The following is a 25736-nucleotide window of genomic DNA, read 5'->3' as shown; positions in this document are numbered from 1 at the left end:
TTCCCAGCTTGGCGACCAGACGGATGGTGGCCTCGCTTTCGTGAGCGACAAGGTCCGCGATTGCGCGGCTGGACGCTTTCGCCAGCTCGGCATCTCCGGGCGTCGGCGAGAGAGTGTTGGGAAAATCGGACAGGGTTGCGTTCATGGTTTTGGCCTCCACTACCAGTATATCGGCCAAACGCAATAAAGCAAATAAACGAAACAAACGAAATCGAGTTCAACTACGAAACCGCTGTCTCTAAATCGCGTTTTTGCCGTATTTCCGAGGTTTTGCGGGAATTTACTATTAACCCCGCTGTCAAACCCAGCCAACCACGATTTGAGCTAGTTTTGAAATCGCGAAAGCTCTCGCAAACCAGTTAACGCCCGTCGGTCGAGCATGACCTGCGGGCGTTTCTCGTTTTGGCCCCGATTTTCGCGGTCTTTCGCCACCACGGCGCCCAAACGCAAAGATCCAACTTTCGCCGAGAGAGTCCGGGCTGCCGAATCCAACCACCCTGGTTCGCCCCGCACCCCAGAGACAACCCCGAGAACTCTCTGAGTCTCTGTTTGACATCCCGGTCTCGGTTTACACGCCAAACCCCTAGCGTTGATCGTCTCAGCAACACTCGAGCCCGCAATGGCCTGCCAAGACTGGATCTCCGTCTCCGCCGAGCCGTCTGCCTGCAGTCGCCAAACGTACTGGATCGTCGGAGCCGCTACGTGACCTCATGCCATTAATCAAGACAGCTAATCATTCTGCGAACTTGGCTCTGTGAATTGCAACCATTCGTGTTCCCGGATGGTCTTCCGAGATCTGTCATTAAGGCGAACCGCGGCTAATCCTTGGTCGCTTTTCACGAGCTCAAGCTGCTCCAACTCGCCTAACGCGGTCAGGCGCTCGCGGCAGAGAGTCTCGCTAAGTACTAAACCGAAAAATGGCTCCTTGCGAATGTCACACATATTGACGTAGTCATGTTCACCGTGTTGAAGCGATTCGATGCGGCGGAGCAGCAATACGAACCAGAGTTCGTCGGCCGATTTGTATCCCTCCTTGGTTAATCTAAAGACCTCGCGTTTGTAACCAAGATCCTCGGCGTAGCCGATGTTCTCGAGTTGATCTAAACCCGCCTCCCACTGAGCTTCCGACCGCTCGTTGCCCATGTGATTGAGGACGATGCCCCCGGCAGACAATTCGTGACCGGCCATCATTCGCGAGAGACTAATTCGGCTGCTGTTGCCAGCGGATGCGAGAACAAGGATGGTGTTCGCCTCGGGTTCGAAAATAACTTCCCGTTTACCTTGAACTTCTAAATTCAACACCGCAAAATTCTCAGATTCCATCAACCGGTTCAGGGCCATGTCGAGTTGATGCCTGAATTGCTCGGCGAAATCGTTGACTGAACTATATTGAATGTAAAGCCCCTCTTGCTTCACACTGTCCTTGAAACTGCGAACCGCCTGGACTTGATCCAAATCAGCATTACTTGAGATGTCGCGATCACAGAAGAAGAGCAAGACGCGATCAGCTCCTTTCTTCTCAGCAAATTCGCGGATCTCTTGCACCGTGCCAGACAGATCAGTGTTCGTTGGTGTGCCAAGTCGGGACCAGAGGATTGCGAGCAGTAGGTCACAGCGATCGAGCAACTGGGCGTTGATTAGGTCTTGCGGGTGACCGCCTTGAACAGCATGAGAGTGAGTTTCGACGCGGACTGGCTCTATCAAGACTGACTTGCTTAATGAGTGGGCAGCATTCCATGTCTGAATGACGTGACATGCCTTGTCACGCTCCGCTTGAACATCGCCGGGACTGGCAATGAATACGCGAATGAAGGTTCCCGTTTGCATTGATATCGACTCGGCTACTCTAAGGGGGATTGGGTGTCGCGAAACGAACCGCAGGCTTCCTGCCCACGGTTCGTTTGTGAACGTTTAATTGGATCGCTATTTTTACTTGACTTCTCGCGGATGCGGATGAAGAAGAATTATTACTATCGGCCCGACATGTGCCACCTTCAATAGCCAAGCGGATTTTCGAGCACTCGAACGTTTCAAGCAGCTCGCCGGATGTAACAGCAAGGAGCTTGAAAGAATCAAACGAACATTGGTCACTAACAATCGCCGATGAAACGAAATGCGCCGGCACAACTGACCGACGGCTACCGAGTCGCCCGTCCGCGGCGGCATCTATCGCAGGCTCGCGTCCGGCGCAGGAACGCTTTCGCGATCCGACAGTTCCGCATATCGTTTCCGAAGGGCTTCACGAATGATCTTTTCCTTCGCTGGATTCTCGAAGGATGCGATTAGTCGTCGGACATCGTGCTCCGGCAAGGCCAAAGTGGTCATGACCTCGGTCACGTCATCGCTCGCTGGGTATGACTCAATTGGTTCCGTCGTAAAGTCTCCACCGTATTGCGTGCGGAGCTCGGCGACATTTCGGTCTCGTGCTCGTTTTGCTGCTGCATAGACGCCTCGGTTGTAGCCTCCAAATGGTTGCGTCACCCGACTTAACAAACCCGACTCTGCTACATCGCCAGATCCTGCCCCCGCGTCAATCTCAATAAGGAAAATGCCACGCCGTCGCAATTCTCTAGCAAGCTGCTGGCAACTCGGTATTTGAGTGGTTTCAATTTTGGATAGGATGGCCAACACCGAATCAACACCCGTGTTGTCGACCATCCCGCCATCCAGGAAATGGATTTGGTCATCCGAACCGTTGTTCGGCTCGGGGACCTCTGCGGCAATTCGTGTCGGCTCGAACCCGAACGGAAAGGACGACGACATTCGAACGGCCCGGGTTAGCCGAACGTTTGGCTGGGTGCCGCCGGCCTGAAGGGTTGAAAGGCTGTATGGTTCGTGGTCTTTGTCCGAGAGAGTCCATCGTTCGCCTTCCGCGGTTTGTTCCAGTCTCCAGCGTGAAAACCAATCCTTCGGCAGTCTTGGAAACCCGACGATCACGCGTCGTCCGGTATCGATATCGGCTAAACCGAACGCGAGCAGCGGTTTACTTGCGTCCAGCGATGTCTGGTCGATCGACTGCCAGGGAAATGCTCGATCCCAATACGCGGTCAACGATTCACCACGATTGGAAAAAGGAGTCAGGAATCCTCGGAAGATCGGTCCAAGGTAGTCACGGGTAACCGCGTCCTGCGTCGATGTTTGCCAATCAGACGGATAGTAATGAGCAGCTAACGCGAGACCGCCGCCGGATACTCCGCTCCCCAACCATACACAAGCTGGATGCTGCCCGTCCTGGCGAAACTCGTCTTCGATAATTTCCAGCGACAATGCCGCAACCAACGCTGCTCGTGAACCGCCACCGCTGGCAGTGACAATGATGACGGGGCCTTCTGGTTCATTCCGCAAACGGCGCAGTGACGCGTCAACCCAATCCACTGGCTCTACACTTCTTAATCGTTCGGCGACATCCGGGACATCTGTCGGCCCGAGGTCTATGTGACTGGTCAGGCTGACAACCAATAGGAAGGCCAAGACGGTAATCAGACGCCACGGCCAGTATGTGTTTCGATAGAGAAAATCGAGTAACGCTGCCAATAGTGTGCCAGCAAATCCAAGCATCAAGAATGCCCAAACGGTATATACCGACATTTCAAATGTCTCCGACGTCTCCACCGCGACCCAAACCAGCTCCAGCAGCAACGTTGATACAAGAAGGATCGAAAGGACCTCACCGGTTCGTCGCCACACCCGAATCCGTCGCTGGACTGTTTTGTGGACCTCCCCGGTTTCGCCATTCTGCTCATTGGCGTCAAGAACGCGGTCTGGCCCCACCCAGGTTCCTGCTCCCAACCACATCGCTACCATCGCAGCGAACAATCCCAGCATCCGAATGAAACCGCCCGGCAAAGGCCACACCGAATCGATTCTGGACAGCAGTGACGGTGATAACGGACACGACATAGCCAGCCAAAGTCCAAGCCCTGCCAACGGCACATTGACTAGAACAGCCCAGCCATTCCCGCTCAACCTTCGCCCAAGGCGGGCGATCCAATACAACCCTTGCGTTGGTGTGACAACTAACACCCCGAATGGATACTGGAGCAAACGCCGCACGCCACTCGGCACCCGCCTGAGCGTGCGATCCACAACCGTTTCATCCGGTGATATCAATAAGAAGTAGCCAATCAACACAACACCCCAAAAGGCCAACGCGAACGTCATCCATCGGATCACCCCGCGAACGCCGAAGACATCCAGGATCAGTTGTCGGATCTGGTCCACGGAAAGACCAACGAGAAGGAAAGCCATCACCGCCAATACTGTCAGCAGATGACGACCAAAGAATCTCTTCAGAGCGTGGGGAAAGCGATTAACAAACACTATGGATTCCATTTAGGCGGATGGCCAACAAGATATGTCAGGTAAGCGGATCGGGATTGCATGCGTCCTCTGTCAGGCGTCTGCCTCTACCGGATGATGAAATTTCTTACATTCCCGACATGCCATTAAATCCTTGCTCGCCAGTGGAGCTTGACAATATTTGGAGTTGAGATGCGATTCTCCCTGCAGCCAAGGCGAAATTGGTCGTCCTTGAAAGCTCTTCATTTTCCTTCCTGCTCAATCCGTTATTCAAGTCTTCGGCCCAATCTGGATTCTCTTGGACATATGTCTGTGATGCACCGCCAAAGCCGCCCAAAATAAAGCACGGAACACCTGCTGCTTTTGCTCGCTCAAATTCGCGTGGCACGCCGGCACGGCCTGGCACGCTGGACCACCAGCGTCCGCCGACGGCAACAAAAGCCGTGCATTGCTTGGCCATATAATCCCGCAAAACTGCCAGACTTGTGTCGCGGTCATCGGCGTTGCCGCCCGTTGATTCGATCAGCGTAGTCTTCGAGTGGCGGCTCCAGCGATTCCAATCGTTATCATCTGGGTTCACGAAGTATCGCGATGCACACAGCTCTAACAGATCGGTTGAAACGTCATTCCGCCCGCGAACACAGTCAAGCAAAATCGGAGTAAAGCTTGGATGGCAACCGTGAATAATTTGCCCACCGTAGGTCATTGCCAAACTAGCAAATTCCTGAACGAATCCAAGTATTCCACGTTCCAGTTCGCTACCGGACCAAGCCTCCAAGGTTGCTCTAATGTCCGGCGATTCGCCCGCTGGTTCGGGGATCGATCCAGAAAGCCAGATCCGTGCGTCGCGAAGATCCAGCTTTGGTAATTGCAAATCTAGTTCAGACACCATATCCCTCCGTAAGCAAAGAAACTCGAGCTACAGCATCGTTATAAGAAAGCAATTCCGCAGCGACATCTCGAAGCTCGGGAACTTCCCGTTCAATAATCTCCAACAGGTCGTCCTCGATCAGCGTCTGGCCGGGGTAGAGATAGAAGTTGCAGCTGAACATTTGTTTGAGGGCGGCAAGCTTGGTCATCCCGTCCACAAAACCCCGCACACGTGGCGCAAAAATCTGATCTTCGAAAGAGCAGCATGCGAGCAGCGACATCATCTTGGTTGCTTGCTGCAATCGCCCGTTGTGCAAGTGCGGAAGATGGCTGTTGCGAGCAAACTCGCAGCCTTTCGATGCCAAAAACTTTTCAAGATCGCGAAGCTGGACAATCCGATTTTGGTAGACGCGTTGCAGATACACTTCGAACTGGCTGACGACACCGTTCAGTTCGGCTTTCGGAGCGAGAAGTTCCGAATCCACGTATTCTGACTGGAGGACAGCACGGCGATGCAGTGACTCCAAGATTCGAAATCGTGAAACGTGAGTTTGGACCGAATCGCTGTGAAGAACCACCGGAAAGATTGGAATCATTTTGCCGACCGCTAACTCAACCTCCAGACGCACCCAAGACGATTCGGCCGATCGTGGAGTGTCAACCAAAATCAGGGCACTTGCTGTGGCGATGTTCTTCTCGATCTCTTCCTGAACATCTTCGCCAAGACGCAGGTTTGGCGCGTCGTACAACGAGTTTGATTCGTCACGCCAAGTCGAAAAACCGCGGTCACGCAACGCCTGCTCGATCAAGTTCGCAGACCGGGAACCGTCCACCTGACGATATGAAACAAAGACATTGTTTTCGCCGGGACGAAGCGACAGCCCCACCGCGGCAGCGATCGACACCAAAACCTCATCTCGGTCGCCTAACCAATTTCGGGATTTCAGGTTCGCGATTGGCTTCGGCGGTCGCCCGTGGTCGGGATTCAATGCGATCGGAAACAGAGGCGTTGTCGCCCGAACGGCATCCACTTTGGTCAGCCATGCAACCGCATCAGGATCATCGTCGAATTGTTCATCGAACAGAACGACATGCAACGCACCATTCGCAGGAACGCCCGCGGTGTCGTCAACAACAACGTGATCGATGGTTACGTCAGGATGAGCCCGAATGATTTCGTCACGGATCGCCTCGGCTTCACTTTTGTTGGCGGGCCGGTAGGCCAACGATATAGCAAGTTCCATTGAATTTCCTAGTTCACTGAATTTTGGGAGCCAGCCATCGTCTGGCCCCGGTTGGGACCTAATTGGCTGCCCGAATATTTATTGCTTCCTCAACCGCGTTCGCAAGATGCTCCGAGATCCAGGCGTACTTTTCCTTGCTTGTTGCTCCCGGTGGATTGTAACACTTCACGACTGACGACAGTTTTTTGTCGGTATTTCCGAACTTGATATTGTCAAATGGGTTGTCGCCCTTGGTCGTTGTTTCGCCGCTAATATTTTTGATGCCGTGAATGTAGATACCCACAATGCCCTTGCGGGCATCCCATGCCTTTACGATCTCGTGGTTGATCCATTTGCGGCCTGCGGTTTTGGCACCAATCAGAACAATCACGCAAGACTTACCGCTCATTTGATCGTCGATCCATTTCTTGATCGCGGCATCGCCGCCATTCTTGACCGACTCCCAGTTGTTGTCGCTCGCGGGGCGGTTTCCCTCGATGGTCCCGATGTTTCGGATTTGGGCGACACGATGACAATCGGGTACGTAGTGGAAGCTGTAGAAGCATTTGCGTTTCATGATGATTTCCAAAAATGGGTTTGAACAACAGATTTAAGAGGCACGACGAGATGGCTGACGACCGGTCCGAATCCATTCACTCAGCTCAATGTACGATCCATCGTTGCGTTTCAACCAAAGCCGCATCTGGCCATTGGTGTCCTGCTGGCGGACGACAAACGGGTAGAGACCGAGGTATTCCTGGCCGTAGTAATTATCAGTGCGCTGTTCCACAACTGGAAGTATTGCTGCCCGGCCGTTCTTGCCGTCCTTGTATCCAAGCTCCCACGGCATCCATTTCGATTCGGAGGACGACGTTGAAGTAGCAAAAAGCAGGCATTTGCATTGATCCATTCTTTTTCGAATCTTGGCTGCCGTCGCCGCATTAACTTTGTTGCGGTCGAGTTGACGATCCACAATCCAGTCTACGTAGACCGAAAGCCCGTGATGCTGTAACAGCTTCTTTAAGCGGAGCAACTCTTCTGCGTCAATTGCCCTTGCGTCGCGATAGCTGTGGGAAAGAAAGATGTCAAAGCCCGTTTGGCTAGAGGCCGCGGCGTTTTCGGTCAGTACTTGGCCAGCGGACTTTGTCCATGACGTCTGCTGCCGAATTTCGGCATCAATGGTTGGCGAACGAAGGTCCGCCTTGGTGACGAGTGGCATAAACCAACTCCTGCGTTGTTGGGTAAGTGCGTCGCTCAATGCGTCGCTTCACCCAACCCATACAGCCAAGATGCGAACTTTTTCACGCTCATCCAGGAAATTTAGGAAAAACTTTTCAGCTCGCTTTCGAGGCGATCGAGCAACGGCGCAAGAGCGTCGGCGTCGTCAGACTGGCGAACGCAAGTTACCCATGACTTCCAAGACTGCATTGCATCGGGATCGTTGTGATCGGCACGAATTGCTTTTTCAAGTGTTGGGGTGTCGCAAACCGCAAGATCGTGAGATTGAACGGGGCGAGGAACGACGTCATAGTTTCCAGCCAGCTGGTTCCGGTCGATCTCCAGTGACCCTGACACGACTCCCGACTTGCCCATTCGCAACAAAACATACCCTACGATTGACAGGTCATCATTCGACAAGTGAATCCCGATAAGTTGGCCAGCTGATTGGGGATCCGAAGACGTAATGTCGAATACCAGGTTCCCTTCTTCTTCAAAAACTTCCATGCGGATGTTGTCACCGAGCAGAACGTCTTCGCTGACACTCTCTGAAGATGCTGCTGCCATCAGCGTGTTTGAGAGGGCAAGCCGAAGTGGCGCTTGGTTAGCCCGACAAACAGCCATGGCGGCAGTCTGCGCCCCCGCAGAGTCGCAGATTTCACGCCACGATAAACCGTTTGCGATCGCATCTTCGAGTCGACCGACGACAATTCTCCCCGACGTTAGAAGGTCCTCACGAAATTCCTCCGAAATAGTTGCATAGCGTTCAACCAATGCAACCTGATCTGACGAAAGCTTTCCGTTGAAATAGTCAAACATGAGGCCGGGGCCAGTCTCGTCAATTTGATCCCACTCTTCATCGCTGACATGCTCCCCGGTAACAGGGATGTCGTCCTCAGCCCACTGACGGACCAATGACTTCGCCTTCGCTAAATCAAGTTCGCATTTGCGACTAAACATTGCTGTCTCCCGTTTGATCCATCAACTCGGCCGCAGATCTTAGTGCTTTTGTGACCCGCTTGACCGCCTTGTCGACTGTGCCGATTGCCATCCCAAGTTGTACCGCGACATCAACCACCTTCGTTTCATCTATTGTTCGAGCTCGAAAAGCAGCTACGTCTTTCTCCTTGAGATGTCCACCTTGAACCAACGACTCGGTGGTGTGGTGAATCCATTGTAGCTTTTCCTTTTGGTCTTCTTCGACGCTGTAACTGTTGGATTGGACGTCGCGAGGCAAAGCCCTAAACTTGATCCGATTGGCGGATTCGTCCCGTTCGATGATGTTTACTAGCCGATTTCGAGCGCACCTATCGATGAATGTTGTGAAACGGGATCGGCCTGGTTTGTATTTCGCAATCGACTTCTCAAAATACGCACCGAATTCGTGTTTGAGTTCCTCAATCCGCTCCAATCGGTTTGATTCCGTCCACGTCCGATCGGCAATTTCCATGGCCTTCATGTTGACGCGTGCCTCGCACCTTGCCCAAAGTTCATCACGGAGAGGACGTCGCATGTCATTGTCCTGATAATCCATCCAGAGTTTCCAAATGAGTATCGTGACAACTTGCAGTCGAATCGCCGCAAGTGCTTCAGCAGATTCCACCCCATGTTTCTTGGCCTCGGCGGCGCTCCAGCCACGAAAGGCATCAATATGGTCTTCGTAGATTGCTCGTAGCTCATGGGAGGTGACTTCGTGGTTTTCACAGTATGCATTTGTCTCGGTGACAACGACATTCCAGTCGTTTTCCAATCGTTTCAGCAGTGATTCGCCGTCTTCATCCATTCACTTGCCTATAGTCCATATACAAGTTTCGCTCGCAGAATTTCACGTGAACCGGATTTTATCTTTTCTCAATTTCCGGCGATACCTTGGACAGAGCATCGGTAGTTTGAGCAATCACGCGGTTTCCATGGCGGAAAAAGCGTATTTCGTGTGCCTGTGATACCTCCGCCAGACGCTTTGTTTGCTGGAGAATTCTCGCACGATCTGCGGGCTCTGCCGGCAGCAAAATCTCGAAAGAGCTTCGATTTTGACAGCCAGCGATCAGGAATGGCGGTTCCATACCGTCCCGGTTTCGGGCTCGGCGCCCAAGAATCAGCGCCGCGACGAATACTCGGTCTGGGTTTGGATCCGCAAGTTGGTCGATCAACCAAGATGCGACGGCCGTAGCTCCAAGAGTCCGTCCGCCGACCATGGGCACCTGCTTACAGATTTCGACCAGTTGGTCGAACACGGCTTGTCTGCATTCGTCAGATGACGATTCGAGCAGTCTTTCCAAAACCGATGCAGCTTCCCGCGCAGGACGCGACTTCGTCCTTTCGTTAGCAACGCCGTCCATTGAGGCGTCGTCCATCGCCGACACAACAATTCGAGTCAGATTCTCTTGCTTTGCAAAAGTGTTTCCCAGCACCCCAACAATCAACGCCGCGTGATCTCGAAGGGGATTCGATTTGTTGAAGAAAATTTCGGCGGTCGTCTCATAGAATTCCTCAGGGCAACGACGGGCCAAGTTACAGGCAGCGTGTGTCAGAGCCCTCGGTGTCGACTCGCGGGCGAAACCAATAAACAGATCCTTGACGAACTCTCGCGAAACTGCCGCGTCTGCCAATTTCGAGATTCCCAGGCACGCGATTGCACGATGGCTGACTCGTCGTGAATTGGCGAGTTCCAACAACACTTTGGCGAATCTTGCGTCAATCAAACCCTCTGTTGAACTTGCAACTCTTGAAACGATTTCGGCACGTTCTTTGGCTGTTGCCGAATCCAGGCAAGCCAAAAGTTGTTCGGTGGCTTCTTCGTCGCTCTTGTTAATAAAGAAAGCGAAGCGATGATCAGCGACCAGATGGTCTGGCAGGACGCGTTCGCCCAATCGCTCACGAACTTTAACCTGGAAGGAAGGCTGTGTTCGCAGCAAGCCCGCAGCGATCAGATCCTTGAAGTCCTGACCCGATGTAGCGTCCAAACACAGACTGTCGACAATCCACGCCACGAGAGAGTCGCTGGGCCGAAAGCGACACGCGAGCAGAAAAACAGACCTGCCAATTGATGTCAGTACCACTTCGTTTGACGACAGAAACGCAGTGAGCAAATTCGGTGCATCAAAACCTTTCTGCTTTGAAGGCAGTTCTCCCGTGACGTTCTGAATCTCCGCAGTCAACTGGTCGAGCCAAGCCAGTTGCACGGTGACCTCAGGATGTCGATCGAAGTTCCGCGCGCGTCCAGGTCGTGAGTGCTGAGGTTCCTCGGTGCCAATCGAATTGGCGAAGGCGAGCGTTAGCTTGAGACCCTGCGCTCGACTAGCCTGTTTTTGAAGCAGTTCCAATGCGATGCGAATGACAGTGCGACTAGGATTAGCGGCCAAGAAAGACTCAAAGTCTTCGATCGCAGAAGCGCATGAAGCAAGAACGCGATGAATCGCCTCGATCCACCTGCGAGACTCATTTGCGTTGATCGCAAGTAGTAACCGGAAGCCAACCAGCGATTTGTCTGCATCTGCTTGATGGATTGCCTGCTCAAGCCGTCCAATGAAGTCGCCATCACAAAGGGTCGTCCGCGAATCCTCCACCATCCGAACCAAGTCACGCTCCTTCGCCACCGTTGGGATTTGAAGAATCCACTCTCGAAATTCCTGGCTTGCGCCCACTGCCGATCCTTGGGTAGACAACAATTTGATTGCTCGCCGATGACTGCCCCGGTCGTCAGGCCCATTAAGAGTTTGGCAACATGCTTCAACGGCTAGATTTGGTTGCCCTTCTTCGATGGGAAGACTCGGGAAGTTGTCCAGGATACGCTTGGCCGTTTCCATTCTCGCGTGCTCAGATTTCAAGACATGATCAAGCAACTTTCGCATCAGATTCGATTGGATCCGAATTCTCGAATCTGTTTGATGATCGGCAATTGCCAAAATCCGTGATACTTGGTTCCATTCCAGTTCGTGGTCGTCATCGCCATCGATTAACTCAGCAAGATCAACCGATTGACGTACGGCAAAAACGGCACGAGCCAAATAGAACACTTGCGGACTCGCTCCAGGGCGATCATCGTCAAGGGCACGGGTGGCCAGCTTCAATCGCTCGACAAGCCAAGTCCACAATTCTGCACATTCCGCGACAGTCCCGATCTCGGGCAGAATTCGCTCCACGAAAATAACCTTCGTGAACCAAACACGCTGGAACGGTTCACCGTCTAGTTCCGGGTTAGCGACGAGCAACGCAACTAAGGCATCGCGAATCGCATCGCTGCGTCGCAACATGATGTCGTTCCGCGCCAAACGACACGTCTGCTCGGCAATCTCGTTGGCGCAATCTGGGTTTTCTTTTAACTCTGGAAGACATGTCGCCGCAAATAGCAGGCGATGACGCAGTAAATCGTCTTGATCCACGCCATCGGCATCATCAATCAGACGGGAAAGCAGTATCGACGGGTCTTGCAAACACCCAGCAAAGAACAGCAAAACCTGTTTCCACGAGGAGTCCCACAGCTTTTTGTCGACGAACGGCAATACATTCTCATCATCTTCATCGAATAATTTTGCCAAGCATTCGCCGGCGAGATACTCGGCAATCGTTCGATGCAAGAAGATAAGAGGTGAGTTGACATCGCCCGCCTGAATCGGAACCAACAAACCGGATTCGTGCAGGTCGTCAAGCAAGTCGGGAAAACGTCGCCGCAATCCCCACAGATGATTGCCGCCAACGCATCGTTTTATCTCACGATGCAACGTGTTCAAGTCCCAAATGGAGCGCTGGGGGTCTCGCTCCCAAAGCCGCAACGCGAGCTTCCGAAGCAAGATCTTGAATTCAAGCCGTTCCATTTGTAAGAATTTCGGACGATCAGCTTTGCCGATTTGATCGAGAGCATGTTCGACGAAGCCCGCGTAAAGCTCACTACGCCGACGCCAGGTTGGAAATGCGATTTTTCCGTCGCTGGAATTGTTGACCTGCCGCGTTGCCAAGTTCAGCAGAATCGGGCTGCGCAAGACGTCGTGCAATTGAACATTTTCATCAACCTGGCGGCAGATTGCCCGCGCAACTTCGGTGTCACCAAACCAACAGCGAATGGCTTCGTGGATCTGTGGACGCGTCAATGGCAACAGTTCAAGCTGGTCGCTCTTTGGCAGAGCGAAGGGCGGGCCGGCGTACCCAGTTCGACGTGACGTTAAGATAACGCGCGTTAACGGGTGCGTCTCAATCAGGCCAGCTAAGTATTGCTCCAAGTTCGTGCTATCGGTGACTTCATCCAACGCGTCAATGCACAACTGGCATTGGCCATTGGAAACGCTGCTTTCGATAAGATCTTGAATCGCAGCATCCGGCCCATAGGACTGAACGATTGCGTCCAAGATAGGTTGCAGCGTGACTAGCGACGATGGTTCGCAGCCGACACGCGAAGCCAGATCGGATGCTGCGAGGTAAACGGAAAAACATGCTTCACCTGGACGTACTTCGCCGCTACTGATCTTTGCTTTTTCAGAAGTGCAATCCTCCGCGATTGCTTGAAACATCAGCGTCGTTTTTCCAAATCCAGGATCACCTAGAAGGATGGTCCGATTCGACCTAAATGCACGATAGTCTGACCAAGTAAGTTCTTCCTTTAGCGACTCAATATCGCGTGGGTCAACTTGCTCGTCTTCGCTGCCGCCCGATTCATCCTCGGAGCTTCCGATTTCATTCTTGTCGGACTTCAGGACGAGTGCCTTTTCCTCATCGGACAGCTCTGAGGTGACTCCGCGAGCAACTCGCAACGCGATTGTCTGTTGAGTGAACTCCTCTACGGTGCCAAGCTTCCGTCCAAGCCGCTCCGAAGCTTGCGCCAAGATCCAGTCGTTTTGCGACTGCAAAAAGCTCTCCAAGTATTGCTGTTGCCGGCAAAACGCTTGAACGACCTCGCCGATCCCTTCCAGCGGCACCACATGAACACTCCTCGACGCCCAATGCGATCGTTGATCGGGTGTTAGGTCGTTTTCTCTGGCCACAAATACTGTGGCGGAAGGATGCGGGCCGATGCTCGCTCGGACCGCATGCAATTTGAGCGAGCCCGCATCGTCAATTCCATTGACCGGCTCGAGTCGACCGTCGGCGTTCAAACCTGCCGAAACGAAGAGTCCGGGTTCGATAGATAGTCCACGAGCCAAAGCGTGCAATCCGACAGCAAAGGCTGCGTCGGCGGACCGTCCCGTGATCGAGGTTGTTCCTTCGATCGACCACTGCACGTCCATTGAACGTAAATCGGTCCGCTGCTGGGCAGTGGTCAACTCCAAAGCCTGGCGAAACCCGAGAAGCGTTTGAGGATCAACCTCGACTCCAAGCTGCGTCAACGGACAAGGATCTAATTGCCCACTGCCGCCAGCGAAACGATGCAAACACAGCGTCGCAACTGTCCCTTCCGCCTCACTTTGATTCATCAGAACCAGTGGAATCGTCACTCGATGGTCGGTTGCCGAATCGCCCCCGAACAATTGGACAATCAGCCTCGACGCAAAGACCGCGAGATCCTTGTTTTCCGCAACGTCTGAAGCATCTTGAAGAACCGTCGCCAACGTTTCCAGAGTCAACGATTCCGAAAGCACAAAGTCGTCATGCAGATCAAACGCTTCGCGAACCCAGAACTGTCCGTTGGCTTGTCGGTGTTGCACGGTCTTGGCGACGCCTGCACAGGCCACGGCGCGTCGAATCCAATCCAAACGGGACGCACCGGTTTCACAGTTCAAAATTTTCTGGTGCGATACTTCAGCGTTCTTGATCGCCTCATCCGATGAGAGGTAAGCGTAAACCAGTGTCAGCTCCTTGTCGCACGCCACGGATCGCTGCCGCCGACAATACTCCATGACCTTTCGGGCATCTAGCAGCCATCGCCAAACTTCGTCGAGGTTTCGACCGTCCGCTAGATTTCGACATTTTCGTGAGAGTGCGCCCATGATGTGATTCGTCCGAACAGCGGACTAAAACTCCGCCGCATAGGACTGGCCGTTCTTGGCCAGCCAATTCTTGCGGTCAGCGAAATCGGGCATCACTTTTTCCAGTAAGCACCAAAACTCTTCATCGTGATTCGGGTGCTTCAGGTGGGCCATCTCGTGAGCAACGATGTACTCGACAATGTCGGGCGGCAATTGGATCGCTCTCCAACTGACCAGTATCTTTCCGTCCGGTGTGCAGGAACCCCAGCGGTAACCAATGTCGCGAATGTCGATCGCTGTGGGTGACGCGATCCGTGGCACCCAGTTTTCGATCAAGCGGTCCACGATCTCTCGACCGCGTGACACGTACCATTTGCGAAACACCTCGGCCGCTTGGCCGACGTGCTCGCGACACATCAGGAAACGATCTCCGACCAGCGACAATACTTCCGTGGGCTGTTCAACCAGCTTCAGCCGGTAAGCTTGGCCCAGGTACGAAAAACTTGACCCATCAACGAACTCTTTCTTGACCGGCTGGTCGCTTACCAACTCATCTCGCTTGGCCAGCTTCTGGTAAATCCAAAGCGATTTGCTGCGAACGTACTCCTCGATTTTGGCAAACTGGCAGTCGATCGGGGCGGAGACGGCAACACTGCCATCTCGCTCGACCGTGATGCCGACCGATTGACGGCGGCCACTGCGAGTGACAGGAATCAACAGTTCGTTCAATTGAATCGTTTCTGTGATCGCTTCCATTACACCAGCACCGTGTGTTTGGATTTGATTTGCGCGACCAAGTCATCCGCCAGCTTGGCGATCTTGTCGTAATCCAGCACATCGTGATCATCCAAGAAGTTGAAGATCCACGCTCTCAAAACTTCTGGCTTGTTTGGGTGCTGCCAAAATCCGGCCGCCCGAATCTCGCTGCGGGCGTGATCGAGCAGCTCCACAGTGACCGCCGCCAATTTCTTTGACTCGTCGGCCGATAGCTCTTTCGCCTCCATGCCGGCGTGCTTCAAAATCGTGCGGAAGAACGGCACCTGCGTTTGCGGTGATAACCCCGCCACCGACTCGTTCTCCGATGATCGCATGTCACGGATGCATGCAAGGAACGCTTCCTTCTGCTGGATCCAATTCTCCGCGAAGTCATCCAGGATCTTGCGAATCCGTTCGCTGAACTGCTCGTACAAAACCGGATCCTCGTCCATCTTCTTCGAGATGTGACTCTTGGCCGCGTGCTCCATCGCCGCCGCCTTGGATCGGTCCGACGGCTGGTTGTCGACTTGCTTCTCAAAGTCCGCGTGCAAAATATCGACGGGCTCGATCTCCGGGTCGATCCCGCGAGTCATCAAGTAGGAGTCGATCAGCTCTCGCACTTGTTCGCCGCAATCGGCGATCACAAGCCGGTTGTCGTCGCGGTACAGATTTGCCGCCGAACGTTGGATAAACCCGAGTTGCTTTGCGTCAGCGAGGTACTGGCGTGCCTCGGGGCGGAACCGCAATGAGTTCAAGATCGAAAGGAACTCTTTTAGCAACGTCACAAATTCGGATCGAATTTTGTCACTACGAAGCAAATGGACGCAGGCCTCTGTATTGGTGATGTCAAAGATGTCATTGCCATGGAACACATGCAGCGTCTTCTTGTAGCACTCGTCCAACTTGTGCAGGTCGTCACGGATCGTCAGCAATCCCTTCGCGATGTCCTTTCGATCATCGACGCTGTAGACACGCAGGGCATCGCCCAAGTGCCAAGCCACGCCAAAGAAGTCGACCACGCGGCCCACACGCTTCGCACCGTAGTTGCGGTTCACCCGAGCGATCGCCTGCAACAACTCGTGCCCCTGCAAGAATCGGTCGATGTACAGCGTTTGGTTGATCGGCGCGTCAAAGCCCGTCAACAGCATGCTCTTGACGCAAACGATCGACAGACCGTCCTGCTTCTCCGCGTCCTTGTGCTTCATCGGCTTCTTGAACCGGGCCACATTGGCGTCTTGAGCTGACAGCGTCGTCCATTTGCTCCATCCCGCCGGATCTTCCTTTGTTGGCGAGACTACCGCGGCGACTTCGATTGTTTCCAGTGTTTCCATGTGTCGGCTGGCTCGAATCAAGAATCGTTCTGCCTCGGGCAACGACTCCAGCTGCTGGTCCGTTGCCTTTCGCAGCGACGGATCCATCGCGTCGATCTCGTCCAACAATCGTCCGAACTCTTCTTCCAATGCTTCCTGATAGCGGATCGCGCCGCGCCGGCTCGATGAGATCAATTGAGCCTTGAAACCGCCCGGTAAGACATTCGACACAAAGTCACGCACCACGTGCTTCGCGTGCTCGCGGACCATTTCGGTCGCGTCGCGGACACCGGACTTGGTGACGTACTTGGCTTTGATCGCCTCACGCTCTTTATCGCTCAGCTCCTCAAACGCTTCCTCGAAAATCTCGTCGATCGTTTTGTCGTCGCGGATCTCTCCTTCGACGCTCCAGCCCTCGTAGCGGATCGGCCGCGTGGCCCCGTCGTCTTGCGATTGCTTGATCGAGTACACGTCGATGAAGCCGCCGAAGATCTTGGTGGTTTCCACCTTCGATTTCTCCATGATCGGCGTACCCGTAAATCCGATCTTGGCACAGTTGGGCAGGGCCGCCATCAAATTCGCGTGCATCGTATTGCCGTGTGAGCGGTGAGCCTCGTCGACCAGCAACAAAATGTCGCTCGATTCATTCAGCACTTCCGGAAGTTCGCCGCTCTCGTCTTTTTCGACCTTCTCGATTTCCGCTTCCAGATCTTCCTCCTGGTCCTCGTCCGCCGTTGATCCGGGGGCCAGCACTTGCATCCGCTGGATCAGCGTGAAGACCAAATCCTTGCCCTCGCGTTTGAGCACGACCGGGATGTCCGACATTTTCTTCGGCACGTTGACATTTTCACCCGTCAATTGTGCCGTCGTCGAAAGTTGTCGATGCAAGCTGCGTCGGTCCGTGAGCACGACGATCTTGAAACCACGCAATTTCGGAATCGTGCGCATCTTGCGAATCAGGAACACCATCGTCAGGCTTTTACCGCTGCCCTGGGTGTGCCAGATGATACCGCCTCGCTGATCGTCGTCGCCGTTGGGAACACGGGTGGGTTTGGTTTCTAAGCGGTGCAACGCTTCGTGAACGGCGCGGTACTGTTGATACCGCGCAATGATCTTCACCATTTGACCCGCGTCGTCATCGAACAACACAAAGTTGTGCAGTAAGTCGACCAGCCGTTCGGGATGCAACGTGCCAGCGATCAGCGTCTGCTGGCTCGACAAGTGAGGGACACCCAGTTTTTCGGTGAACTCGCTACTCGGAATAGGACTCGTGTCCTTCCATTCCATGTAGTGCTTGGGCCGAGCCAACACGGTACCGATGCGAGCCTCGTAGTAGGTCGTTGCCACCATGAACAGGTTGAAGTCGAACAGTGCCTCGACGCCCTCGACCTCGTCGCCGTCGCGCTGGTTGCTGTACTTAAGCAAGTCGACGATCGCCTTTTCCATCGGGTTGGTTTCGGCGGGGCTTTTGCATTCGACCACAACGATCGGAATCCCGTTGACGAACAAGACCAGATCCGGAATGCAATATGTTCGCGTGCCGGGGATATCGACGCGAAACTGGTCGATCACCAGTAAGTCGTTTTCAGTGGCATTTTCAAAGTCAACCAACATCGCAGTCTTGGTTTGGATCCCGTGCTTACGAGGATCGACATCAACCGGAACGCCTTTGACTAACAACTCCATCGCTGCCTGGTTGCGCTCCATCAGCTTGGTGCCGGGCAATCGCTCGATGGCGTGCATCGCTTGCGTGATTTGGGCGTCGCCCATCCACGGATTCAGCTTCAAAAACGCCTTTTGAATTCGCTCGGTCAGCAGCGTTTGTGAGAACGAGGTGCGATCGGTCAACGACGGCACACCGGTGGAACCGGGCAGGTGTGTCCATCCGAGTCCTTTCAATTGTTCAATGAAGGGTTTTTCAACATCGTTCAGTTCGTTGGAGTCGTTGCTCATGGCAAGTGGTTTTTCAAAGGTGTCGATTTAGGAGGCAGCCGCAGCTTCGGCAAATACCGGCTTCTTGCCAGTGAGAAGGTCGTTCATCAGGCCAGCTTTCAATTTCCGTAGTTTTTCGAGAGTCTGCATTTCGCGACCAATCCAGCTTTCATGAGCGATCATACGTTTGCAAATTTCATCTGCCTCATCTACGCCAGGAACTGGAACAGGCATCTCGGCAAGCTTGCTGATGTAGATGTGTTTTATGGTTGACCCGCCCGCATCTGCCAACATTTGCTGCTGACCATGATTTGACTTCAGGTATAAAGCCAGGAAGTCTGCGTGTGTATCTGACAGAGGCCGAATACACGCGACCGATTGGTTGATGCAGATATCCGAGCGATCAACGAATGCCACTCGCCCAAGAGTCCCATCTTTGGTGATCAAAATGTCTCCAATGATTGGACGGCTTTTTTGCGTCAAAGACTCGAACGCAGACTGTGAGGTATGCCTGGCAGTTGAGTAGTTGATGCTTCCGTTAACAACATCTACCGCAGTAATCATGAATGGACCAGATTCTGTCGTCGGCATTGGGCACGTAAATCCGTACGACAGATACTCACAGAGTTTATTGATTGGCGACACGTCCCACGAAGCAGGAAAGCCCTCCTTCGAGACCACTGCGCTCGCAGGACGAAGTCCCCCATTTTCGTCGATGCCTCTTGTGAGGAGGTCGTGGAGCAGTCCGGCCTTCATCTGCTTGAGCTTGGCGATCAAGGCCTCGGTCTTCGCGATTGCCGCGTCCGCCGTGTCCAGAATCAAAGCAATCCGACGCTGCTCGTCCAGGCAAAAAGAAGGTAGCCGTAACGCTCTAAAGTCTCTCGACGACAACTCCAAAAACGTACTGCCAGTCGCGAGACGTTCCATCTCTGGACCAAAATGCTCGATCAGATGGTAGTAGAAGTCTGGTTCATGATATTGATTTACAACAATGTTCTTGAATCCTTGGTTGGTGCAAACGCTACTGCGATTCATTGCCACGTAACCAAGGGTCGCTCTAGTCGTCACCAAAAGCGATCGAGGCGGCAATATGCGAGTTCCGCAACTCGCCAGTCCAGACTCAGTGATTGACTCACGAGTCGACTCGAGCCATTTGGTTGGTAGTTTAGTAATCTCTGCGGGAGTTACCCAAGGAATGTCCCCACCCCAAAACTGAGCACACGAACGTGCCGGCGTGCTACCGCCATGAATCTCGCCGATTTCTTCTAATGCGATAGTATCGCGTGACTTGTCGCTAGTAGACATACCCAAGCTCCCCTGCAAATTCACGCAGCAATTCCGCTGCTTCATCCCGATCATTCTCGATTGTGGTCAGATCGACCGAGTACTTGTCCCATAGTCCCTCGCAAAACGCAATCAACTGCCGACGGTGGGCCGCGACATAGTCGTCGAGCATCTCGGTAAAATCATCCTTCAACATGCCGACGACTAAATCGGCCAGTTGTTTCTCGTTCATCGCCGCGATCCGTTCTTCCAATCGCTCCAACAACGCCGCCTTCAACTCCTTCACCCGCCGTCGCGCCGCGGACAGCTCGCGTTTGATCTCCTTGTACGGTTCCAGCAACGCTTCCAACTCGTCGATACGAGCTTGGGCCGGTGCGATCTCAGAGTTGAGTGTGAATTGCTCCGCACGAAGCTCCTTCGCCTTGTCCTCGTCTTCCTTGTGTTCCGCGTGACGAATCGAGCCCGCGCGGTTCTTGTTGCCATTGATGATCTTCAAGCGATCGGTTTGCGGCTTAATCGACTCCTTCAATTCTTTCCGCTCGTCATCTAAACGCTGAGCGTAATTGCGTTTCTTCTCGGTTGATTCTTCTTCCTCTTCCTCGTCTTCATCGTCCTCTTCTTCTTCCGGACCAAGCTCGAACTCTTCTTTGCGAGCGTTCCACTGGGCCACGTCGGCCTCCGCCTGCGTGATCTCGTCCAAGTACTCCGGCAACAACGTCGTCACCAAACGATGGTCGAACGGATCGGCCGCGTCTTTGTCCGGCTCGTCATCCTCATCCGGCTCGACGACCGCGCGGATCGCATCGACCCAACTTTCGATCAGACCCGCAAAGCCCTGAGCGACCAGCGTCTTCAAATCGAATTGGTTGTCCGACCACCAACTGGCCACCACACCGCTCAACTTGTACGAATCCAACAACCCGACCGGCAACAACCCCTTGTCAAACGTGCTGACCAGGTCGCCGCGGACCTTCATCAACTGCTGCGACTCGGGCAACTTGCGAAGCCCCTTGGAATGTTTTCGCCACCACGCCTCAAACGCCTCTGTCATCGCGGTCTCTTGAGACATCACGCCGGCATCGGTTTCGATCCGCGTTTTGATCGCACCACGCTGGTCGATCGCAGGGTCGAAGTCGAAATACTCTTCATCGCGGTCGACAAACAGACTCGTCGCCGCAAGCCCATGAGCCGCGAATAGGTCGCCAGCATCACCAACTTCGCAGCGTGGCACACCACCGACCAAGTGAGCACGCACGTCGTGCGGTTCGGGTGGCGGCGCGTTGTCGGCGTAGCGTCGGACGTTCAGGTTGTAGTCTTCCGCTTCCAATTGCTCGTGCGTGACGACGGTCGCGTAACCGGGCACGTCGGCGAACGCGTCAAACGTGGTCGTGATCTTTTCGATGTGTTCGGGACGCAAGTAGTTTTGAGCGCGTCCGGAAAAGAACTCGGCGTCGGCGTTGATGAACAGCACCTTCTTCTTGCGAGCCTTCGGCTTGGCTTTCTTGGCCCGCAGAACCATGATACAGGCGGGGATCGACGCACCGTAGAACAAGTTGGGTGGCAGCGAGATAACCGCTTCGAGCAAATCGTCTTTGATCAGCCCGGTGCGAATCTTCTTTTCTTCGCCGCCACGGAACAGCACTCCATGGGGCATGACGGTGGCCATCATGCCGCCGTCGGCAAGCACGCTGTGCATGTGCTGTACGAACATCAGATCGGCACGTTTGGTTTCGGGCGTGTATCCGTAGCCAAAACGATGCTTGTACGTCAGCGTGGATTCGGTGTAGTTCATGCTGAACGGCGGATTGGCCAGCACGCGATCAAATCGCATCAATTCGCCGTCTTGTTTGTGCAGCGGATCGGTCAACACGTCGCCCTTGCGAATGTCGGCCGACATGATCCCATGCAGGATCAAGTTCAACTTGCACATCGGGTAACTGTCGGGATTACTCTCCTGGCCGTAGTACGCCGCTTGGCTGCTGTCGCCGCCGTGCGCGTCGATGTGTTCCTTGGACAGAATCAACATCCCGCCCGAACCAACGGTGGGATCGTAAACCTTCATCCCCTCTGCCGGCTTGACTAGCCCAACCATCAACCGAACAACGTCTCGGGGCGTGTAGTACTCGCCGCCGCCGCTTTGCACTTTGTCGGCAAAGACCTTGATCAGGTACTCGTATGCAGCCCCCGGCAAATCGGGGAATTCAAAATCGACGCTCCGCAATGACAACTTGTTGAAGTGAGCGATCAGCTTCAACAGTGTCTTGTCGGTCAGATTCAGCCGCGTGTTGGCAAAGTGAATGTTGTCAAGAACGTGGTTCAGGACGCTCAGGTTTTCGTTTTGCAGCGCCGAGAGTGCCTTGTCGAGTTCTTCACCGACGTTCTTGCTGATGTCATCCCGCAACCGCGGCCACCGAGCCGCTTCGGGGACGTAAAACACATGCTTCTCGGCATAGCGTTCCTTAGCCTCGGCACGCTTCTTAGCTTGAGCTTCGGTTCGGCCTCGCTTGATCTGCTCGTCGAAGATTTGCTTGTAGTGGTAGTGGAACTCGTCGGACGCCCGTTTTAGGAACAGCATGCCGAAGATGTAGTTCTGGTAGTCCCAAGCATTCATCTTGCCGCGAAGAATATCCGCAGCCGCAAAGAGGTGTCGTTCTAGTTTTCGTAGCGTGATTTTTGCCATCAGATCCAAATTTTCATTCACCGTTGTCGAGATAGGCGTTCTGGGGGAGCATTTTAGCGGAGGGTGAGCGAAACATCCATGCGACCGATTTCGTGTTGCAATCGCTAAGGTCAGCCAATTAAAAGGGGCACCGTGCCTGCGGAGATTTTTCGGACTCGGTAACAATGGCCGCGGCATATTCAGGTGTGACATGCATAAATTGAAGGTCGCGAATATCGATCGACATTGCAGAGATCCCCCGCATTGGATCGTGAACGCGGACGAATAGGTACGGCAGGCTGACGGCAACGACGTCTAAAACCGCGCCTTTGAGTATGTCCAACGAATGGCAGTGGTGGTGAGGACCGGAGGTGGTGTTGCAATCGAAAACGGTCATTTGTGTCCCGACACCGATGTCGTCGACTTCGAGTCTCTTTTTGGGCTTTGTTCGCATTTCTTGTCTCCTTGAGTTGAAGTGGTGATGCCTACCCATACAGCAATGCATTCACGAATTTCACGGATGGCAAAAAAAAGAGCGAGATTTCTCTCGCTCGATTGATTGACTTGCCTGAACTGCTGGCAACTGCCTAGCAACGAATGATGTTTGGCCAACACCTTAGGGCATACCTACGACTGCCTCGATAGCCAACCGGATGCTCAACAGCACCACAGTTGATAAGTCTTTGCATCAAAACCGAAAGATCCTGCTCGGTATTCGCTCCTTTCATCAAAATGCCTGCACCGCTATGCCGGCTCGCGGATTTGGTTTAAGCCAGGAATTATAACGAAAAACGCCCGCGGTGGACTTCTCCTCCGCGGGCGTTTCGGATGTTGTTCGTCGCTGTGAGGTTTACAAAAACTTACAGTTCGACGGACTCGACTTTGCGGACGAAGCGGGATGCGTCGTTTTCTAGGAACGATGAGACTACGTTGAACACGGCGTCACTGAAGCCGCCGATGTTTAGGATGTCGTCTCGCTCGGGTGCTTGGCTGGTTCCGTAGGGTTGAATGTCAATGCAGACTAGCTTTGGATCGGCGATGCCGTGTCCGCGCTGGGTCTTCTTGAACATCTCCCACTGCGTCATCACTCCGGTTAAATCGTTTTGGCCGTAACCGAAACGAATCAGGAGTTCATTTTCGATTCCAATCTCCGGTGCTGTGTGAACTCATAATTCATGGGCGAGCGGCTGGTGGGCGGCCACGGCCAATCCTCGGGCCACCAGTCGGGCCGTGATCCCGAGCTGAAAGTTTCGTCGTGGGTGTTGCATCCTTCAGGCGGATCCGGATCTGTTGGCAGTGATGGTGATTCGCTCCTAGGCGGATCAAAGGGGGGTATGAAGGCAGGCGGCGGCATTTCGGGTTCGAACGAATCATGCGGGGTCATCGCAGGGCACTCCGTTGCAATGGATTTGGATGAACAAACCTGGTGCGGTGCGATGGACACAGGCCGCACTGTGGGATCGCTCTTGTCTGCAAGAACCGGTGAACTTCATCGTCGCTCGCGTCGGGCGGGCAGGCTTGGTAATCACGGAACGGCAGCCACTGCGGTAGGTGGTGCAACTTCAGCTTGGCTTCGACTTGGTTGAAATAGGCCAAGGCCGGACATTTCCACAACATTGTGCGGTAGAGCTGCGTGCAGGTTTTCTGCATGCATACGCGGTAGGCTGCGTCGGGCTTCGAATCAAATGGGATCGGCTTGCCGTCCTCGACGTTGTATTGCCGCATCCACCCGCGATGCGACTGTCGGATCTTGATCTGAATGCCCGGGTACTCTTCACGCCATCGCCAGACGAGATGCTTCACCTCCCGAAACCGTTGCACGTAGGCTTCGTGAGTTCCGTGTTGACTGACTTCGAGGCGGCAATTCGTTTCCAGCAGGATTTCCGGCAACTTGGGAAATCGGTGCAAGAAGAAGCCATTCGTCACCAACATCAGATGACTTTCAGACCAGTGCTGTCTGGCGAGCTGAATGTGCCCGATGATCTGTGGGTTCAGTAGTGGCTCGCCGCCTAGCAGTGCGAATCGCATCGGCTTCAACCGATGCGACCAGTTAGAATACTCCGCATCGGCGTCATCAACCGTCGGCAATTTTCCTGCGACGTGAAAGTTGCTGTAGTGGCTGCACTGCTGGCAGGAGAGATTGCAACCGTGGGCGAGGTGGTATTCCAATGCTGGTATGTCAATCATCGCCAAATCACTTTCTCTAATCCGTGTTTCCTAAGTGCTGCTTTAAGGAACTGTGGCCGCCGCCGAATGTATCCTGGCGGATCGACGTGCTCGTGGCGAAACGAATGATTGATATCACAGGCAACGTTGACGCCGGCAATCTTGCATCGCCAGAAGAAATCCCAATGCTCTTCGACCTTGAGCGATTCATCCCACCGGATCGCTTGCAGGACGTCGCGATAGGCGACGAAACAGTTGCCGACATAGTGGCACCAACGAATCGAGCCTCGCTGTCGGTAGTGGCCGCGAGGGATCCGCAGTGTCTTGCCATCAACTCGCATGAGCTTTGGGCGTTCTTGCTGATTCGATAGAGCGGCGAGCAGGTCGAGGTCATGATGCTTTTTCAGCGTTTTGACCAATTCAACCAGTCTGGTTTGCTCTGTGACCAGGTGGTCGTCGTCAGTAAAGACCACGATCGGAGTTTCGCTGGCATCGAGCAGTCGGTTGCGTCCTGCGGAAAGTCCAATGTCGTATTTTGTCTCGAAGATACGATCGACCATTGCCGCTTCAGTGGGACAATTGGCCGAGAATCGCAATTCGGGTTTGCCATCATCGAGCACGAGAATCGCGGGGCGATCCTCGGCACAATGCTGGTGAATGCTGCGAACAAGGGCGGCACAGCACTGGGGGCGATGAATCGTTTTGATGCAAAAAGTAACTTGATCACGCACGGACAATTTGGCCTCCGGGATAACGCATCGAATGAAATCCGTGCTTACGAAGTCCCATCGAGCGGAACTTTGATCGTCCGCGGAGGGGGCGGTAAGCGTCGCTGGTCACGTGGGCGTGGCGAATGAAACAATCGCCTGCGACTGCCACCTGTAGCAGAGCCAGCTTTGCACGGTAAAAGAACTCCCAGTGCTCGTACGTCTTCAGCTCTTCGTCCCACCGAAGGGACCGGATCGTTTCGGTGCGAGCGAGAAACGCATTGGAGGACATGTGACACCAAGCGACGTGGCCGTTTCGCCGGATCTCGCCGCGATGCATCCAAATTCGCTGACCGTTCATCAACGGCGATAGCATCGTCGGCCGACCGCCGGATCCTTGCCGGACACCCAGAAGG

General features: G+C 54.0%; 18 protein-coding genes. All 18 read right to left on the bottom strand.

The window, feature by feature from the left end; translation table 11 throughout:
- Positions 1–729: 729 nt before the first annotated feature.
- A complete protein-coding gene (locus ABD971_RS26795; protein WP_345326915.1) occupies positions 730–1827 on the bottom strand; it encodes a DUF4062 domain-containing protein in 1098 nt (365 codons plus the stop codon).
- A gap of 339 nt (positions 1828–2166) precedes the next feature.
- Positions 2167–4221: a patatin-like phospholipase family protein gene (locus ABD971_RS26790; protein WP_345326914.1), complete on the bottom strand. Its 2055-nt coding sequence runs from the start codon at positions 4219–4221 to the stop codon at positions 2167–2169.
- 205 nt (positions 4222–4426) lie between these two features.
- The gene (locus ABD971_RS26785; protein ID WP_345326916.1) at positions 4427–5005 is read right to left on the bottom strand and encodes a hypothetical protein; all 579 of its coding nucleotides are present in this window, start codon (positions 5003–5005) and stop codon (positions 4427–4429) included.
- 175 nt (positions 5006–5180) lie between these two features.
- Positions 5181–6413: a toll/interleukin-1 receptor domain-containing protein gene (locus ABD971_RS26780; RefSeq protein WP_345326913.1), complete on the bottom strand. Its 1233-nt coding sequence runs from the start codon at positions 6411–6413 to the stop codon at positions 5181–5183.
- Positions 6414–6471: 58 nt separating this feature from the next.
- Entirely contained in the window at positions 6472–6969 is a 498-nt protein-coding gene (locus ABD971_RS26775) for a TIR domain-containing protein (RefSeq protein ID WP_345326912.1), read from the bottom strand.
- 33 nt (positions 6970–7002) lie between these two features.
- Positions 7003–7611 carry a TIR domain-containing protein gene (locus ABD971_RS26770; protein ID WP_345326911.1) on the bottom strand — a complete coding sequence of 203 codons (609 nt, stop codon included), beginning with the start codon at positions 7609–7611 and terminating at the stop codon, positions 7003–7005.
- 101 nt (positions 7612–7712) lie between these two features.
- Positions 7713–8570: a hypothetical protein gene (locus ABD971_RS26765; RefSeq protein WP_345326910.1), complete on the bottom strand. Its 858-nt coding sequence runs from the start codon at positions 8568–8570 to the stop codon at positions 7713–7715.
- Positions 8563–9393: a sigma-70 RNA polymerase sigma factor region 4 domain-containing protein gene (locus ABD971_RS26760; RefSeq protein WP_345326909.1), complete on the bottom strand. Its 831-nt coding sequence runs from the start codon at positions 9391–9393 to the stop codon at positions 8563–8565. The genes ABD971_RS26765 and ABD971_RS26760 overlap by 8 nt, the downstream gene beginning before the upstream one ends.
- A gap of 58 nt (positions 9394–9451) precedes the next feature.
- Entirely contained in the window at positions 9452–14527 is a 5076-nt protein-coding gene (locus tag ABD971_RS26755; RefSeq protein ID WP_345326908.1) for an NACHT domain-containing protein, read from the bottom strand.
- Between the two features lie 24 nt (positions 14528–14551).
- The gene (locus ABD971_RS26750) at positions 14552–15262 is read right to left on the bottom strand and encodes a M48 family metallopeptidase (RefSeq protein ID WP_345326907.1); all 711 of its coding nucleotides are present in this window, start codon (positions 15260–15262) and stop codon (positions 14552–14554) included.
- Positions 15262–18525 (bottom strand): type I restriction endonuclease subunit R, encoded by a 3264-nt coding sequence (locus tag ABD971_RS26745; RefSeq protein ID WP_345326906.1) that lies wholly within the window; start codon positions 18523–18525, stop codon positions 15262–15264. The genes ABD971_RS26750 and ABD971_RS26745 overlap by 1 nt, the downstream gene beginning before the upstream one ends.
- Before the next feature lie 27 nt (positions 18526–18552).
- Positions 18553–19809 carry a restriction endonuclease subunit S gene (locus ABD971_RS26740; RefSeq protein WP_345326905.1) on the bottom strand — a complete coding sequence of 419 codons (1257 nt, stop codon included), beginning with the start codon at positions 19807–19809 and terminating at the stop codon, positions 18553–18555.
- Entirely contained in the window at positions 19799–22489 is a 2691-nt protein-coding gene (locus ABD971_RS26735) for an N-6 DNA methylase (RefSeq protein WP_345326904.1), read from the bottom strand. The genes ABD971_RS26740 and ABD971_RS26735 overlap by 11 nt, the downstream gene beginning before the upstream one ends.
- Positions 22490–22586: 97 nt before the next feature.
- Positions 22587–22901 (bottom strand): hypothetical protein, encoded by a 315-nt coding sequence (locus ABD971_RS26730; RefSeq protein ID WP_345326903.1) that lies wholly within the window; start codon positions 22899–22901, stop codon positions 22587–22589.
- A gap of 406 nt (positions 22902–23307) precedes the next feature.
- On the bottom strand, positions 23308–23517 hold the full coding sequence (locus tag ABD971_RS26725; protein ID WP_345326902.1) for a hypothetical protein: 210 nt from the start codon (positions 23515–23517) through the stop codon (positions 23308–23310).
- A 310-nt stretch (positions 23518–23827) separates the two neighbouring features.
- The gene (locus ABD971_RS26720; RefSeq protein WP_345326901.1) at positions 23828–24634 is read right to left on the bottom strand and encodes a radical SAM protein; all 807 of its coding nucleotides are present in this window, start codon (positions 24632–24634) and stop codon (positions 23828–23830) included.
- Complete coding sequence (locus tag ABD971_RS26715) at positions 24631–25344, bottom strand: glycosyltransferase family 2 protein (protein ID WP_345326900.1); 714 nt, start codon at positions 25342–25344, stop codon at positions 24631–24633. Before ABD971_RS26715 ends, ABD971_RS26720 begins: the two co-directional genes overlap by 4 nt.
- The coding region (locus tag ABD971_RS26710) for a glycosyltransferase family 2 protein (RefSeq protein WP_486348650.1) at positions 25337–25736 on the bottom strand (400 nt) is incomplete at its 5' end. The genes ABD971_RS26715 and ABD971_RS26710, both read right to left, overlap by 8 nt.

This window comes from Novipirellula rosea (assembly GCF_039541335.1).
Lineage (GTDB): Bacteria > Planctomycetota > Planctomycetia > Pirellulales > Pirellulaceae > Novipirellula > Novipirellula rosea.
This window is presented reverse-complemented; position numbering and strand designations above follow the sequence as displayed.

Excerpts from the sequence above, each read along its gene's own strand:
- ABD971_RS26795 (WP_345326915.1), bottom strand. The coding sequence starts at position 1,827 with ATGCAAACGGGAACCTTCATTCGCGTATTCATTGCCAGTCCCGGCGAT.
- ABD971_RS26785 (WP_345326916.1), bottom strand. The coding sequence starts at position 5,005 with ATGACCTACGGTGGGCAAATTATTCACGGTTGCCATCCAAGCTTTACT.
- ABD971_RS26780 (WP_345326913.1), bottom strand. The coding sequence starts at position 6,413 with ATGGAACTTGCTATATCGTTGGCCTACCGGCCCGCCAACAAAAGTGAA.
- ABD971_RS26775 (WP_345326912.1), bottom strand. The coding sequence starts at position 6,969 with ATGAAACGCAAATGCTTCTACAGCTTCCACTACGTACCCGATTGTCAT.
- ABD971_RS26770 (WP_345326911.1), bottom strand. The coding sequence starts at position 7,611 with ATGCCACTCGTCACCAAGGCGGACCTTCGTTCGCCAACCATTGATGCC.
- ABD971_RS26765 (WP_345326910.1), bottom strand. The coding sequence starts at position 8,570 with ATGTTTAGTCGCAAATGCGAACTTGATTTAGCGAAGGCGAAGTCATTG.
- ABD971_RS26760 (WP_345326909.1), bottom strand. The coding sequence starts at position 9,393 with ATGGATGAAGACGGCGAATCACTGCTGAAACGATTGGAAAACGACTGG.
- ABD971_RS26755 (WP_345326908.1), bottom strand. The coding sequence starts at position 14,527 with ATGGGCGCACTCTCACGAAAATGTCGAAATCTAGCGGACGGTCGAAAC.
- ABD971_RS26750 (WP_345326907.1), bottom strand. The coding sequence starts at position 15,262 with ATGGAAGCGATCACAGAAACGATTCAATTGAACGAACTGTTGATTCCT.
- ABD971_RS26745 (WP_345326906.1), bottom strand. The coding sequence starts at position 18,525 with ATGAGCAACGACTCCAACGAACTGAACGATGTTGAAAAACCCTTCATT.
- ABD971_RS26740 (WP_345326905.1), bottom strand. The coding sequence starts at position 19,809 with ATGTCTACTAGCGACAAGTCACGCGATACTATCGCATTAGAAGAAATC.
- ABD971_RS26730 (WP_345326903.1), bottom strand. The coding sequence starts at position 22,901 with ATGCGAACAAAGCCCAAAAAGAGACTCGAAGTCGACGACATCGGTGTC.
- ABD971_RS26725 (WP_345326902.1), bottom strand. The coding sequence starts at position 23,517 with ATGTTCAAGAAGACCCAGCGCGGACACGGCATCGCCGATCCAAAGCTA.
- ABD971_RS26720 (WP_345326901.1), bottom strand. The coding sequence starts at position 24,634 with ATGATTGACATACCAGCATTGGAATACCACCTCGCCCACGGTTGCAAT.